The following is a 15173-nucleotide window of genomic DNA, read 5'->3' as shown; positions in this document are numbered from 1 at the left end:
ATGCCATCGAGCGCATGGGTGCAAAGCTCATGTTCCTGCCGCCCTACAGCCCCGACTTCAACCCCATTGAGAACGCCTTCTCAAAGTTGAAGGCCATGTTGCGGGCTCGGGCAGAGAGAAAGATCGATGCCTTGTGGGACGCGGTCGGCGCATTGATGCCCCGCTTCACGCCGACAGAATGCGCAAACTACTTCAGGGCTGCTGGATATGACCCGGATTGAACAGGATCTGCTTCTAGACGCTCAGCCAGAGCCGGCGACGGCGCTTCAACGATACAAGTGTGGCGAAGGAGATCTTCGATCATATCGTCGAACAGGCTTCGGCCGCGAGGAGTTACGACCGACTCACCGCAGGCCTCATGACATGCAAAGATAGCGGACGCCGACCCGCGGCGTCCGCCATCGGTTCAGGACCAAGCTATTCGCTTGGGTGATGCTGTTGCTTCATCGCCTGAACCTGTTGGATGACCTGTTCCAGATTATAGCTGGCCGGGTCCTGCATGGGTGGGTACTCGATATAGCTCTGGAGTTCCTTCAGCCACAGTGCCTGGCCGATGGGCAGCATGTTCCAGTCGTAGACGTAGGCAGTGGCCGGAGCAGAGATGGCTCCGCCCATACCTGTCAGGGTCTTGATCTGCTCGCCTATTGATGTCTCGAAGGGATCACGCTTGATGTTGACGACCTGAGTCCAATGGTAGGGAAGGACGCCCGCGAGGAAGCCTGTGGGTGCATCCGATACCATCGCAAAATACATCTTCCAGTTCTTGTAGCGAACCGCCGACGGGTCCTTGCCGGAATAGTAGAAGAACGTATCTCTGGCAGACTTTTCCGACCCTTCAAGATAGTCCCGCTGATTGACGCCATCGAGCGTGGTCTTGGCAATTCCGGGATATGCTCCCTTCTCGATTTCAGCCTTCAATTCATTTCCTTTGTGGCCGCCTGCGATGTCAACCAGGGTCGGGAGCCAGTCGAGGGAGGCGAAGATGTCGTTCTTCACCGTGCCTGGCTTGATATGTCCCGGCCAACGCACCACCAACGGCGCGCGCATGCCGCCTTCCCATGTGGACAGTTTGCCGCCCTTGAACGGCGTGGTGCCGCCGTCAGGGAAGGTGATCGTTTCGGCACCATTGTCGGTGGTGAACGCGATAATGGTATTGTCGAGCTCTCCCATATCCTCGAGCTTCTTGAGCACGTAGCCGATGTTGTCGTCCATCTGCTTCATGCCGGCTTCGTTGACGCCCCAGTCTTTACCACCGGGTTCACCGACCATATTCAAGTACTTGTCCGGAAGTACGGTGGTGATGTGCATGCGGGCGGGATTGTACCAGACGAAGAACGGCTTGTTGGTCTTCTCCGGGTCGTTGCGATCCAGGAAATCAATGACGTGGCTCGAAATTTCCTCGTCCACCGTCTTCGAACGTTCCAGCGTCAATGGCCCTTCGTCGCTGCAGCTTTGGTTGGCGGCGGTGCCGTCGGAGGATTTGCAGGCCAGCACCGGCCGCGGAGGCATCAGGCACAACGTCGTTTTCGCGTCGACCGCCGCAGGATCGTCCTTAAGGCCCGGGATGGGCGTGTTTCTGCATGGCGGAGCAACAGTCTGCTCGGTCGGCGTCCGGTTGATATCCGGGAAGCTCACACCCTGCATGGCGTCGAGATGATAGAGATAGCCCCAGAACTCATGAAAGCCGTGGGCGGTCGGCAAGGCGTCCGTATGATCGCCGAGGTGGTTCTTGCCGAATTCGCCGGTATTGTAGCCAAGGTCGCGCAGGAACCATGCGAGCGCCGGCGTGCCGGGTTTGAGATAGGACGGACTTCCCGGCAATTGGGGCGGGATCATACCCGTACGCAGAGGGTGCATTCCGGTGAAGAAGGCGTTCCTCCCCGCCGTGCAGCTCTGTTCCGCATAGTAGCTCGTGAACATTGCACCTTCTTCACCGATGCGGTCGATGTTCGGCGTTTCCCCGACCATCAAACCCCGATGATAGATGCCCGGCTGCATCCAGCCGATATCGTCGCCCATGATGAAGAGGATGTTGGGCTTCTTCGCGGTATCCTGCGCATGCATTGTCGCCGTGCTCGCCAAGAGGCTGCCCGCGACTGCCATTGCAGCTGTAAGGAACTTCGTAGTCCGTCTCATTTCGAATGCCTCCCTCAAGGGGCCTCCACGTGGATGGCCAAGGTTGGTTAGAGTCAATTCAAAGCAAAGGCGGGGTAAGTTTGCGACACTACGCGGCAGGGTGGATAAACCACTTCGAAACGGAAGCGCCTGTGTAAGCGAGACTACCCCTCGACTTGCGGAAAGAGGGACGTCCACCTTCCACCTCAGCGTTCTACATTGTATTAGCGACAGCAGATATTGCCCTTTAGGGAATCCCGATATGGTTCGCGGTCAGCCCAATGGCGAAGCCTGCGTCCGGTCGACGGTCCGCCAAGACGACCTGTGGGGAAGCAACCGCCTCCGGGCAAGCCGCTGGCCCAAGGCAGGGCCCGGCACGTTCGTGGCTCTGGCATCCGAGCGGCGGCCTTCCAGTTCGACTGGTCGGGGACAAGGGCTATCATCGGCAATGAGCGCACCCTTCAAGTGGCACGTACGAAGCTGAGCTACAGCCGCGCCGTCATCGTCCGGGCCTATCTCCTCCAGACGCACGAGATGCTGTTCGATGCAAGCCGCCCAATAGCGAAAGCACATCGATGGATGGCTCGGGCGGCCATGGCGGAGGCACGAACGCCCGCACTGTTTCGCTCGCTGCTGTTGTTTCGACAAAACGGCCGAGGCGCAAATTAAGTCGAACATCTTTTTTATCGTCGCGATTGGGATGAACATCCGCATCGCGTTTGTCGGCAGAGGCTGGACGCCGTATTTGCCAAACTTAAAGCTGTCGAGGCTGTCGAATTGGTCGGACGCATTGGAGGGTCGTCCAGCCGATTTCGCGACGGGATAAGCCATGTCTTTCGCGCCGAGGCAATCTCAGAGATGGAGGTCAGGCGGATGGCATTACTCCCTAAAGAAGCGCCAGTCAGTGTTTTGAAATGACTCGCGTTCCGGTCGCCTTGAGCGTTAACTAGGCCGTTCAGAGGAGGACGCAAACGATGGCCTTGTATCTTACTCGATTTAGCTACACGGCAGAGACGTGGGCCCGTATGATCGAAACCCCCGAAGATCGCCGGGAGGCGGCACGGACCTACATAGAATCCGTGGGCGGCAAGCTCCATGGCTTCTGGTACGCATTCGGAGAACATGACGGGTGGAATCTATGGGAGGCTCCAGACAACGTATCGATGGCCGCTGTGGCGCTGGCCATTGGTGCAGGGGGCGCGCTCAGCTCTCTCGAGACCACTGTCCTCCTCAGTGTTGAGGAGACGATTGACGCCTTGGAAAAGGCAAAGTCCATTCAGTATCGTCCACCGGCGACTTAAGCCGGTGGACGCCTGGACAGCGATTTCAATTGAAGCCCGGAATGCGAGTCTCTATTCCCGTGTTCCATAGTCACGAGGCCATCAGCCGCCACTACTTCCGCTTTCCTACCTGCCTCCCGTCGTAAATGCGATGGCGCGAGGTCCAGCCATTTCGCACTTATTGTCGGACGCCAAGCCAGTCGCCAGACGCTTACAGGACGTCGCCGTTCACGGCGACCGTTTATTGCGGGAACCGTCATGCAGGGCACGCACCTTCCTCTCCAGAATTGGTTCCTGGCAGCCCCTGTCGGGGCCGTTAACGCAATTTGTTGGTTGAAGCCATGCGCAGCGCTTACACCATTAGCTGTATGGACCTGAGCGAACGGGATAATCCTTTTAGAATATCGGCCAGAATTCCTGCCCCGGCCTCGCAATCGCAACGTCTTGTGCGACTGTGCCGCCGCTTACACCGATCGCGCCGATCGCCTGACCTTGGAACTGGATTGGGATCCCTCCTCCGAACACCACAACTCGTTATTGGAATGCTGGATCCCGACCAGCTCCGCTTCCGGTTGAGCCAACACGTTCAGTCTGTCCGTCCTGATATTGAAGATCTGCGCGGTGAACGCCTTGTTGATCGCCAGTTCAACCGATGCCGCTATGGCTCCGTCCTGGCGTTCGAACGAAAGTGGCCGTCCGGGCCGATGATTGCGATCGAGCATCCGACATTCAACGCATTCGCTGTGGAAATTGATGACACGATCATCTCTCGCGCGTGCGAAACCGAGAGCGTTAGTTTGAGGCTGATCATTTCGGCATCGGATTTTCAGGTGGACCGCCGCATTGCTCGGCGGCCGTCCACGATGCTGAATCTTCAGGCTGCCCGGTCCCGCGCCTGGCTTAAGGCGGTGAGCAGGGCTTCAGCAGCCTCGCCGGAGGACCCTGGGTTCTGTCCTGTGATGAGCTGGCCATCCACGACCGTGTGGACGCCCCAGTCCTTGACCTTGGAGAACACTGCCCCTTGGCTGATGAACTCGTCTTCGACCAGAAAGGGCACGACATTGCTCAGGCCAACGCCCTCTTCTTCGGTGTTGGTGAAGCCAGTGACGTAGCGACCCTGGACGAACGGTGTGCCGTCGGCATTCTTGACATGACGCAGCACGCCCGGAGCATGGCAGACCAGCGCGATGGTCTTGCCGGCGGCACTGAAGGATTCGATCAGCGCGATGGAGTTTGTGTCTTCGGCTAGATCCCACATCGGGCCATGGCCGCCGGGATAGAAGACCGTGTCGAAGTCCTTCTGGTCGACGCTGTCGAGGCGCACCGTCTGGGCGAGCTGCGCATTGGCCTCAGGGTCGGCCTTGAAGCGGCCCGTCAGCTCGGTCTGGAACATCGGCTCATCGCTCTTCGGGTCAAGCGGTGGCTGGCCACCCTTGGGCGAGGCAAGAGTGATCTCGGCGCCCGCGTCCTTGAAAACGTAATAGGGAGCTGCCAGCTCCTCGAGCCAGAAACCGGTCTTCCGGCCGGTGTCGCCGAGCGTGTCATGCGAAGTCAGTACCATGAGAACTTTCATCGTCGTATCCTTTGATGGTGGCGGCCGGGTCGGCCTGAAGTTCGATCAGCCCGCTGGCCTTTCGATGAAGTGATCATCTCATCCGGAGAGATATTTGAGAAATTTACTTATTGGATTTTAGATATTCACGTGTGATTACATCTGGATGAAATACGATCTGAACCTTCTGCCCGTCTTCTTGGCCCTCATGGAGGAGCGAAGCGTCACGCGCGCCGCCAGTCGTCTCGGCATCACGCAGCCCGCACTGTCGAATTCGCTGAATCGGCTGCGAGACATGCTGAAAGATCCGTTATTTATCCGGGAACGGTACGGCATTAGGCCGACACAGCTTGCCGAGGAGATCGCGCCGACGATCGAGGCGGCGTTGGCGAAGCTCGACGATCTCGTCGTCCACCAGCAGGATTTCGATCCGGCAAGCGCCGAGCGCCTATTCCTAATCGCGCCGAATAGCTACGTGGAGCTAGTCTTGATGCCAGCACTGGTGTCGAGGCTCCGCGAGGAAGCCCCCGGGATCAAGCTTCGTATGACACCCTTCGGCAACGATCTTGCCGAGACAGGAGTGATTTCGGGGACGACTGCCATGGTGCTCGGAAGGGTCATAGACCCACCCGATAACCTCGTTGTCCAACATTTGATGGACGACGGCCTCGCCTGCATCGTGCGGAAAGACCATCCAGATGTTCGTGATAACCTGACCCGTGGGCTTTACGAGCGCTTGAAGCATGTCAACGTCCTGCCACCCGGGCGAATTCGCGCCGGTGTTTTCCAGGCCTTGGGACAGCAGAACGTCAAGCGCGAGGTTGCTGTTTCCGTCACCCACTTCCTTTCAGTCCCAGACATGATCGCCGTCACAGACTATTGCGCGACGCTCCCTCGCCTGATTTGTCGCGGTCTCGAGCGTGATCCTCGCTTGAAGGTTATTCCGGCCCCTGTTGATCTAGGAACATTTCCGGTCGAGATGGCCTGGCATGTGCGATATCGTCATGACCCAGCACACAGGTGGCTCAGAGGCGTGGTCAACGAACTTGCAAAAAATGTTGCTGCGATGTGACAGTTGAAAGCCGGGCGAGGCGGGCGGCTCGGCTAGGCCCTTCAAAGCATCGGATCGGCGATCTAGTTCGTTGTCAGGAAATTATGATGGGCCCCCTGCGAAACTCAAAACGATATCAGCCCCTGGTCAGCCGATGACCGATCGTGCGTGCGCGGGTTAGCCGCCAAGCTCGCGGAGATCGCGGCAGCCACTCAGCCCAGCTGAGCTCCGCAGTTTGTGAATGCTTGCTCGGCAGCACTGAAACGTCCCGCTTTTGCGTCCCTTATCATTTTTCATCAATCACCGGCGCGGGGCTTCGATCTACCGAAGGCGTTGCAGTTCACATGGCGATTTATGCAAAAGGCGCATGAATTTCATGCGGGAATGTCGTTTGTGGATATTTCTGAAGCGTCCATCATGGACTGAGAACATGAAAGCTCAAAAGAGCTCGGGGAGCGACGAATGAAAACTCTGCCGTCACTTGACGTGGAATCGCTCGTGATCGTGCGATCGCGAGGGATCGGCTCAAAGGTATTGGCAGGCGTCTGCATAGTCTTGCTGCTGTTGCTCGTCAGAGCCTTCTGGCAGGGAGACATCGCATGGAGTGTTGTGTCCGACAATCTATTCGCTCCCACGATTCTGGGCGGCGTTGCCAACACAATCATCATGACCGTCTGCTCCATGATACTGGGCATTGCACTTGGCGTTCTAGCAGCGGTCATGCGAATGTCCGAGAACACGGTCTTGCGCACCATCTCGATCGGCTATGTCTGGTTGTTCCGCGGCACGCCAGCACTCCTGCAGCTTTTGCTTTGGTTTAACCTCGCCCTCATTTTCCCCAACATCGGCATCCCCGGATGGTTTTCGGTCCAGACGGTGACCGTAATGACGCCATTCGTGGCTGCGGTCCTTGGCCTTGGGATCCAGCAAGGAGCCTACACTGCCGAGGTGGTGAGGGCTGGTATCCTTTCGATCGATAAAGGTCAGATGGAAGCGGCGCAGTCCATTGGCATGACAAAGCTGCGCGCGACGCTGAAGATCGTTCTCCCGCAGGCAATGCGCGTGATCGTTCCTCCTATCGGCAATGAAACGATTGGCATGGTGAAGCTGACGTCGCTAGCAAGCGTCATTCAATATTCCGAAGTACTAAGAAGTGTTGAGGACGTTTACTACGCGAACTCACGCGTCATCGAGCTCCTGATCGTAGCGACCGCTTGGTATCTGATCGTGGTCACGGCCCTCAGCGTCATCCAATTCTATATCGAGCGCCACTTTTCAAAAGGGTGGGGCCGGCGGACATCGACGGGCACAAAAGCCAACAAGCCAGCTTTGGTCGAGGAGGTAGGTTGATGGACCCGATTATCAAAGCCTGCGGCCTACAGAAATATTTCGGTAACTTTCATGTTTTGAGGGATATCGAGTTCGAGATCAAGAAGGGTGAGGTCGTCTGCATCATCGGGCCATCCGGCTCCGGAAAAAGCACCTTCCTGCGCTGCATAAACCAGCTCGAGCAGATCGATGCCGGCTACATCGCGGTTGATGGAGAGATCGCCGGATACCGTCGTGACGGAAACCGTTTGTTCCCCCTTCCCGACCATGAGGTCGCCCGCCAGCGCCAAGCAGTGGGGATGGTCTTCCAAAAGTTTCATCTGTTTCCCCACAGAACTGTGCTGAAAAACATCATCGAAGGTCCGGTCGGAGTTCAAAGGCGCCCTCGTCAAGAATGTGTTGCGGAAGCGCGTGCCCTTCTCACGCGAGTAGGGTTGGCCGACAAAGCTGACGCCTATCCGGGCGAGCTATCTGGCGGCCAGCAGCAGCGCATAGCAATCGCTCGAGCGCTAGCCATGAAGCCGAAAGCGATGCTCTTCGACGAACCGACATCCGCCCTGGATCCCGAGCTCGTGGGTGAGGTCCTCGGTGTCATGAAAGAGCTCGCGGCATCCGGAACCACAATGATTGTCGTGACCCACGAGATAGGCTTCTGCAGAGAAGTGGCTGACCGCGTTCTATTCATGGACGGCGGTGCGATCGTCGAGAGCGGCACGCGAACGGAACTATTGGACAATCCAAAGAATCCCAGAGTGAAGAACTTCATTTCTGCGGTTCTATGACGCCATTCAACAACAGCCTATCCAATGGAGGAGAAAACAATGAAACGCATACACATGACCATCCCAGCCGTGCTTCTATCCCTAGTTGCATCCCACGTCTCTGCAGAGACCAGCCTAAACCTGCTCAAGGATGGTGAAATCCGCATTCTCAGCAACCCGATCTATCCGCCTATGGAATACATCAATCCAGAGACCGGCGTGATCGACGGCTTCGACGTTGATCTAGCGAATGCAATTGCCAAAAAGCTCAATCTTGAGACCGTATTCGTTCCTGCTGCCTTCCAGCAATTGCAGAGCAGCCTTCAGACCGGCCGTGCCGACATGATCATCTCAGGGATGAGCGACAACCCGAAGCGTCAGGCCAGCATGGACTTTGTCGATTACCTGACCAGCGGTCCAATTCTCTTCACGGTCAACGCCAACGCCGACAAATACAAGCAGGCAACCGACCTTTGCGGGAAGTCCGTTGCAGGCAGCCGCAGCACTTCGTTCGGCGAGAACGTAAAGGACTGGAGTGCGGCCAACTGCGAAGCCAAGGGCAAACCCGCCATCAAGTTTGAGGGGACCGAGGATTCAAACGCTGCGCGCCTCGGGATGAAGCAGGGACGCTATAACGCTGTCGTCCAAGGCATCGAAACGATTGCCTACCAGATGAAAATCGAACCGGGCACCTACACGATGGTCGGAGACCCGCTACTCAGCAACGACGTGTTCGGCATGGCTTTCAAGAAAGAGAATACAGCACTTCGCGATGCCGTTGCTGGAGCTCTCGATGATCTCATCAAAGACGGCACCTACGCCGAGCTCCTTAAGAAGTGGGGGCTTGTTCACAATGCAGTGGCGAAGGCCGTCGTGAACGGCGTCAAGTAAGCGATCTGGGAGTGTTGCCTGAGCGGCACTCCCTATCCTCCAGCAAGAAACTTTGGACCGGACGCTGGCGCGCTCCGGAATGCCATCGTGCATCTAAAACATGAAATGCGATCTCAAATGTATGGCACGCCCGCAAGTATTTTTCCTGAATATCATCCGCGATGGCCGGACGGTCGGCAGTCGGCCGTAGCCTTGGCGTTTGATGTCGACGGACCGACCGGCGACGCGATGCTCGATGGATCGCTGTTGTCAAATCCGCGCTACTTCACGCAGGGCGCCTATGGCCCGTGGCGGGCGTTACCTCGTTTGCTGGATCTGCTTGCCAGCTATGACCTACCGGCAACCTTCTTCGTGCCGACCTGGATCGTCGAGCACTGGCCTTCACAATGCGAAGCCATCCTGAAAGGTCCGCATGAGATCGCCTACCATGGCCACTATCACGAAGTTTTCATCGATTGCAGCCGACAGCAGCAGCTCGATATCATGGAGCGTTCTCGTGCGATTTTTCAGGCGCGCTTGGGCGTGACGCCAATTGGGTTTCGCACACCTTCCGGCGACTGGGGAGCAGAAACTGCCGAGATCCTCCACGATTTCGGCGTGATCTATTCCAGTTCAATGCGGGGCGACGATCGACCCTATTTTCATAGAACACTTCACGGGCGCGGTTTGGTCGAGATTCCCGGTCGCTGGGATATAGATGACTACACCGCCCTCGCCTATAGCGAAGACCCAGACTTTCCAATCGGGCTCGATCGAATTTCGAGCTATGCGGATGTACAGAGTAATTGGTGCGCCGAGTTTGAGGGCTATCACCGAGAAGGCCTTTGCTGGACAACAATCCTGCATCCGAAAGTCTGCGCCAAGCCAGGACGCTTGGGCATTCTCGAAGGTCTGTTCCGAGCCATCTCCGAGCATGGAAATAGCGTCTGGACAACTCGCTGCTCTGAGATCGCGAAATGGTGGATTGAGCAAAATCCCGAGGCATCGGCGTGATGAACGAGCCTTCAAAAAACCCTTGGCCTCATGGCAAAAGTTCTGCTGCGATCATTTCCGTCATATTCGACGACGGCTTGGATGCGATTGCAGAAGCACCTGATCTCGCAAATCGAAGCAAGAGTCTTTCGGTGTGGCAGTACGGCGCCCGCCGTGGCATCGAACGTCTTTGTAAGAGCTTTGCAAGCTTTGATGTCAGTGCCAGTTGGTTTGTTCCCGGAGTCGTCGCTCAAAGACATGAACAGCTTTTGCGTGATGTCGTATCGTTCGGCCACGAACTGGAAAGCCATGGCTGGAATTTCGAGAGATACGAAGATTTGGACGCCTCCCAGGCGTTGAATATCCTGCGCCAGAGCCGTGATGCTGTGAATGCGATATCAACGCAGCCGGCAACCGGCTTCAGATTGCCGGCTGGCAACTGGCCCCGGCGCTTTGATCGTCTCCTTGTGCAGGCAGGCTTTTCCTGGTCGGCATCGCTGAATGGCGACGACATTCCGTACAAACATCAATCCGGCCTCGTAGAGATCCCCGTCCACATCGAACTTGAGGATCGCCCCTACTTCCAGTTCAATTTCACCCCGGCTTTTCCGAAAGGATTGGGGCGAATCCCATCGTACGAGGGAGTCCTTCGCAACTGGATTTCGGAGTTCGATGCCTATCGCAAATACGGCCTATGTTATGTGATCCAACTTCGACCGGAATGGACCGGAACCCCTGGTAGGATTGCTTTGGTCGACGGCCTGCTGCGTCACATCTGCAAGTTCGATGACGTATGGCTGACGACTGCGGCCGAGGTCGCGCGATGGCATGCCGAACACGGCGCGAGCACGCCGAGAGACCACCCAATCAATGTCCACAATACCTACGTGGAGGAGGAGCAGACTCATGAGCGGTAACCGGACGCACGCTCTTGCCTCGCAATTGTGCTCGGTGGAATTCGATGCATTCCCCTATCGCACAGTGCACAAGGCGAAGCTTCATATTCTCGACACTCTGGGTGCGGCGCTCGCAGGCTCCTCATCCGTAGAGACCAGGGCGGTTCTAGATAGTTTCGACGTGCGTCCTCGAGACGGAGGATCGGCGATTTGGGGCAAATCGCTACACGCTGATCCGCGCACCGCCGCCTTCATTAACGGCATCTCAGCACACGCTTTCGAACTCGACGACAGCGGCGGATGTGATCATTCAGGTGCCGTTGTCCTCCCCGCGGCCATAGCCGCACTGAGCCAGCAGAGGGTGTCGTTCAATGGACGCCGTCTCCTCCGCAGCATTCTGCTTGGCTACGAGGTTGGCCGGCGGGTTCTGGAGGCGGTTGGCAGCTATGAAGAGCATAACGGTCTTGGCTGGCACTCCACTGGTACCTGCGGCCCGTTTGGCGCTGCCGCCGCAGTGGGAGCAATCCTGGATCTGGATGTAGATGCGATGGCGTCCGCTTTGGGCAACGCTTGTTCATTCGCCGGCGGCACTTGGGCATTCATCCACAACGGAAGCTCGGCTAAGAAACTTCATGCAGGTCGAGCTGCAGAGGGCGGTTTGCTGGCCGCATACCTTGCCAAGCAGGGTTTTGAGGGCCCTGATAGCGTGTTTGAAACGGGACGCTGGGGCAGCTTCCTCGAAACCTTCGGAGGAAAGAAAGGCGACCCCGAGCTACTCACACGCAATTTTGGGGCGCAATGGCGACTGGACCGGTGCTCGATCAAGCCACATGCGACGTGCCGTGGCACGCATGCGGGGATCGACGCGCTGGATATATTGATGCAGCAGCATGGTTTGACACGAGACGATATCGAAAGTCTTGAAGTCGAAATCAGTGACTTCCAGTTCGGCATGTGCGGCGGCAAGACGATAGAAGCACGGGCGCAGGCGCAAATGAGCCTTCCTTATGCTCTGGCTGCGCGACTTCACTACGGCAAGGTATTTCTCGCCGAACTGGAACAGAGCGCCTGGTCCGCCCCTGAAATCCGCCCGCTACTGGATCGAATTTCGGTCACCGTCGATCCGTTGATGAAAGACGAGGACGAACCGGCCATCACGATCATCACCCGAAGCGGGGACAGGCATCGCTTAGTCGTAGAATTTCCGCTGGGAGGCCCTCAAAATCCCCTGAGCGACGAGCGGATCATAGACAAGTTTGACGCACTCGTAGCGGGCATCCTGCCTTCCGAGAGGATTGACGCTCTGCGCGATTTTGTTCTCGACTTGGAGAACCAGGCCGATGCCCGGGACCTTCTCCGCATTCTTCAATAGTGCCTTGCAGGCAGATCGTTGATCTCCAGATAGAAATGATGAGATGAAAAACCAGACAGACGCGACATGGTCGCCCCTTTTCAAGGAAGCCAACTCGAAGGACTTCCAGGATTTCCATGAGTGCCTGGACCAGGACAAGCGCATCGCACTGCACGATGTCGTCGGCTCCAGGGTCCACGCCGCGATGCTTGCTCGCGCCGGCATCATTACTTCCGAGGAAAACCGACAGATCCAGGGTGGCCTCGATCTGATTGCCCAGGAAATGCAATCCGGCATGTTCGACTGGAGAACTGAGCTCGAGGACGTCCACACCAATGTCGAAAATCGTTTGACTGGTCTTATTGGCATTGCCGGAAAGAAGCTCCACACAGCCAGGTCCCGCAATGACCAGGTGGCGACGGATATCCGCCTTTATGCACGCGAGCAGTTGGATCTCCTGGCGCTTGACCTAAAGGCCCTGATCCGCGCTTTCGTCGATCTTGCCGAGAAGAATGTCGACGCGATCATGCCAGGGTTCACCCATTTGCAAGTGGCCCAACCCGTTACGTTTGGGCACCACCTGATGGCCTATGTTGAGATGTTCTTACGCGATCTCGACCGCGTCGAGGCAGCGCGCCAGCGCCTTAATGTATCGCCGCTTGGAGCTGCTGCCCTTGCTGGAACCGGATTTCCCATCGATCCTGCATACAGCGCCTGTGAGCTCGGCTTCTCCGCCTCATTTGCCAATTCGCTCGATGCGGTTTCGGACCGGGATTATGTCGTCGATATTTGCAGCGCGGGCACCATCATCATGGGCCACCTGTCTCGCTTCAGCGAGGAAGTTATCTTGTGGTGCACGCCAATGTTTGACTTCATCGAGGTTGGCGACCAGTTCTGCACCGGCTCTTCGATCATGCCTCAGAAGCGTAATCCGGATCTGGCCGAACTCGTCAGAGGTAAGGCTGCCCGTGCCATCGGAAACCTGGCTTTCGCGGCCTCCCTCATGAAGAGCCAGCCACTCGCCTTCAACAAAGATCAGCAGGAATCGAAGCCTCCGCTGACGGATACACTGGAGACCGTGCGAGGTGCCGTCAGAGTGACCGCTCAAATGATCCCGTCGATTGTTGCGAAGCGTGACAGAATGCTCGCCGCCGCCAAGATGGGTTTTTCGACGGCCACCGACCTTGCCGACTATCTGGTTCGTCTAGGAATGTCGTTTCGCGATGCACACCACGCCGTCGCCGCGATCGTGGGAGCGGCACGTGATCGTGGTTTGTGGACGCTTTCGGATCTTTCGTACGCCGACATCCAAGCTCTGGCACCGATGGCCAGGAATGATGTATTCGATATCTTGAGCGTCGAAGGCTCTGTTGCGAGCCGCGATCACAGGGGAGGGACAGCACCTCGACGTGTCAGCGAAGCAGTCAAAGCTGCGCGTTTGACGGTCGGCTAAGTGCATGTTGCCATTCGACCCGCATGCTTTAAGGCTTCTTTTCTCATAATCTGCGACGGGGCTGTTACATGGAGCCGAGATTCGATCAAAGCAGGCTGCCGCCGCTTCAAACGCTTCAGACGTTTTCGGTGGTTGCCGAGACGGGAAGCTTCACGGCTGCGGCGTCCGAGCTCAATCTCAGTCAAAGCGCGATCAGCAGGCAGGTTCAGCAGCTCGAGCACTACTTCGGCTGCAGCCTGTTCGAACGACATACACGAAAGGTAGCCTTGACGGAACGCGGCATGGCGCTGATCCCGATCGTCGACCGGATGCTTGCCTCCTTAAGAGCGTCGTTCGAGGCGACGCGTTCGACTGTTCGATCTCTGACCGTGCGAATGCCGCCAACCTTTGCGCGAAGATGGTTTCTCCCGCGTCTTCCAGATCTCCATGCTCATGACAGCACCCTCAACATCAACATTGATACGGCGTGGTTTCTGCGCCCGACGTTTTCGGTTGGCGATATCGACATGTTGATAACTTATGGCAATGGAAATTGGCCTGGAATGGATGTCTTGCTGCTCTTGAGTGAGCGACTGACACCGATGTGTTCCCCACAACTATTGCCGGGCCTTGGCGATCCGCCGGCCGTCGGAAAACTTCAGGACTGCGTGCTCCTTCACTCGAACCCGCGTCACAGCGATTGGACACTCTGGCTACAGGCGGAGGGCTTCTACTCATTCAATGCGGCTCGCCATCAGGCATTCGATACCCAGGATTTTGCCTTGACCGCTGCAGCCAGTGGCTACGGCGTGACCATCGGTGATCTTGCCTTTTCCGGTCCAGAGCTGCAGAGCGGTGAACTCGTGACACCGTTCGAACGCGTGGTAGAGAGTGGCTACGGATACTATGCCCTTTGGCCCGCCCGGAGCGATGCCCGTCATAAGGTCAAGGATTTTGCCGACTGGCTTAAGCAGTCATGTGGGGCACCGTGACACGCCAAGTGCCTTTCACATGAAAATCAGGTTTCCATTCAGTGACAATTTATGAGATTTCAGCTTTTGGCGCCGCACTCTGCTGGGCGCTTGCAGGCTTATTGTCGGCCAAACCCGCCAGGTATTTCGGCGCAATGCGTTTCAATTTCCTGAAGCTGATATTCGTGTCGCTGGTCCTGTTGATCGACGTCCTGCTGACCGGCAGCTGGAGGCAACTATCCTTGGGCAATGGGGCGCCGTTGGTGCTTTCGGGACTTATAGGGATCTTTGTTGGCGACACGATTCTCTATAGCGTGCTGAACCGTCTGGGCCCACGACGCACCGGCGTGCTGTTTGCGATGAACGCGCCGATGAGCGTCGTACTTGGGTGGGTTTTTCTGGGTGAGACGATCTCGTTGATCGCTCTGTCCGGAATAGCACTGGTCACCATTGGGGTCATGATTGCCATCCTCTATGGTAAGCGATCTAACCGGCATCACCCTTGGGAAGCCGTCCAAGGGCCGCTGCCGATCGCAATAGGGCTCGGCCTGATCGCGGCTCGGCCTGATCGC

Annotated in this window: 14 protein-coding genes and 3 pseudogenes; 13 read left to right on the top strand and 4 right to left on the bottom strand. The window is 57.1% G+C overall.

Annotation, left to right across the window (positions count from 1 at the left end):
- Positions 1–221 (top strand): transposase (locus AC1D2R_RS31740; protein ID WP_477973752.1); only part of this gene is annotated, 221 nt, incomplete at its 5' end.
- 196 nt (positions 222–417) lie between these two features.
- Here the strand turns inward: AC1D2R_RS31740 and AC1D2R_RS31735 are convergent.
- Complete coding sequence (locus tag AC1D2R_RS31735) at positions 418–2103, bottom strand: arylsulfatase (protein WP_477973756.1); 1686 nt, start codon at positions 2101–2103, stop codon at positions 418–420.
- 417 nt (positions 2104–2520) lie between these two features.
- Here AC1D2R_RS31735 and AC1D2R_RS31730 point away from each other — a divergent pair.
- Positions 2521–2664, top strand: a pseudogene (locus AC1D2R_RS31730) (IS21 family transposase); the annotation flags it as partial.
- Here the strand turns inward: AC1D2R_RS31730 and AC1D2R_RS31725 are convergent.
- Positions 2636–2779 (bottom strand): annotated as a pseudogene (locus tag AC1D2R_RS31725) (Fic family protein); the annotation flags it as partial. The pseudogenes AC1D2R_RS31730 and AC1D2R_RS31725 sit on opposite strands and share 29 nt — an antisense overlap.
- 310 nt (positions 2780–3089) lie before the next feature.
- On the opposite strand from AC1D2R_RS31725, the gene AC1D2R_RS31720 reads away from it, so the two are divergent.
- Positions 3090–3416, top strand: coding sequence for a GYD domain-containing protein (locus AC1D2R_RS31720; protein WP_477973750.1), 327 nt, complete (start codon positions 3090–3092; stop codon positions 3414–3416).
- Positions 3417–3791: 375 nt separating this feature from the next.
- On the opposite strand, the pseudogene AC1D2R_RS31715 reads toward AC1D2R_RS31720, so the two are convergent.
- A pseudogene (locus AC1D2R_RS31715) lies at positions 3792–4117 on the bottom strand (GlcG/HbpS family heme-binding protein).
- Positions 4118–4269: 152 nt separating this feature from the next.
- Positions 4270–4968 carry a type 1 glutamine amidotransferase domain-containing protein gene (locus AC1D2R_RS31710; RefSeq protein WP_477973748.1) on the bottom strand — a complete coding sequence of 233 codons (699 nt, stop codon included), beginning with the start codon at positions 4966–4968 and terminating at the stop codon, positions 4270–4272.
- Between the two features lie 145 nt (positions 4969–5113).
- Between AC1D2R_RS31710 and AC1D2R_RS31705 the strand changes: the two genes are divergently transcribed.
- The 10 genes from AC1D2R_RS31705 to AC1D2R_RS31660 all read left to right on the top strand — a co-directional run.
- Positions 5114–6019, top strand: a complete 906-nt coding sequence (locus AC1D2R_RS31705; RefSeq protein ID WP_477973747.1) for a LysR family transcriptional regulator — start codon at positions 5114–5116, stop codon at positions 6017–6019.
- A gap of 441 nt (positions 6020–6460) precedes the next feature.
- Entirely contained in the window at positions 6461–7348 is an 888-nt protein-coding gene (locus AC1D2R_RS31700) for an amino acid ABC transporter permease (protein WP_477973745.1), read from the top strand.
- Positions 7348–8109 (top strand): amino acid ABC transporter ATP-binding protein, encoded by a 762-nt coding sequence (locus tag AC1D2R_RS31695; protein ID WP_477973743.1) that lies wholly within the window; start codon positions 7348–7350, stop codon positions 8107–8109. Before AC1D2R_RS31700 ends, AC1D2R_RS31695 begins: the two co-directional genes overlap by 1 nt.
- Before the next feature lie 39 nt (positions 8110–8148).
- Positions 8149–8979 (top strand): ABC transporter substrate-binding protein, encoded by an 831-nt coding sequence (locus AC1D2R_RS31690; protein ID WP_477973741.1) that lies wholly within the window; start codon positions 8149–8151, stop codon positions 8977–8979.
- A 105-nt stretch (positions 8980–9084) separates the two neighbouring features.
- Positions 9085–9972, top strand: coding sequence for a polysaccharide deacetylase family protein (locus AC1D2R_RS31685; protein WP_477973740.1), 888 nt, complete (start codon positions 9085–9087; stop codon positions 9970–9972).
- Positions 9972–10868, top strand: coding sequence for a polysaccharide deacetylase family protein (locus AC1D2R_RS31680; RefSeq protein WP_477973755.1), 897 nt, complete (start codon positions 9972–9974; stop codon positions 10866–10868). The genes AC1D2R_RS31685 and AC1D2R_RS31680 overlap by 1 nt, the downstream gene beginning before the upstream one ends.
- On the top strand, positions 10822–12219 hold the full coding sequence (locus tag AC1D2R_RS31675; RefSeq protein WP_477973753.1) for an MmgE/PrpD family protein: 1398 nt from the start codon (positions 10822–10824) through the stop codon (positions 12217–12219). The genes AC1D2R_RS31680 and AC1D2R_RS31675 overlap by 47 nt, the downstream gene beginning before the upstream one ends.
- 43 nt (positions 12220–12262) lie before the next feature.
- Complete coding sequence (gene argH / locus AC1D2R_RS31670; protein ID WP_477973738.1) at positions 12263–13651, top strand: argininosuccinate lyase; 1389 nt, start codon at positions 12263–12265, stop codon at positions 13649–13651.
- Positions 13652–13719: 68 nt separating this feature from the next.
- Entirely contained in the window at positions 13720–14622 is a 903-nt protein-coding gene (locus AC1D2R_RS31665; protein ID WP_477973736.1) for a LysR substrate-binding domain-containing protein, read from the top strand.
- A gap of 41 nt (positions 14623–14663) precedes the next feature.
- A partial coding sequence (locus AC1D2R_RS31660) for a DMT family transporter (protein ID WP_477973734.1) occupies positions 14664–15173 on the top strand: 510 nt, incomplete at its 3' end.

This window comes from Rhizobium sp. P1_C7 (assembly GCF_056406295.1).
This window is presented reverse-complemented; position numbering and strand designations above follow the sequence as displayed.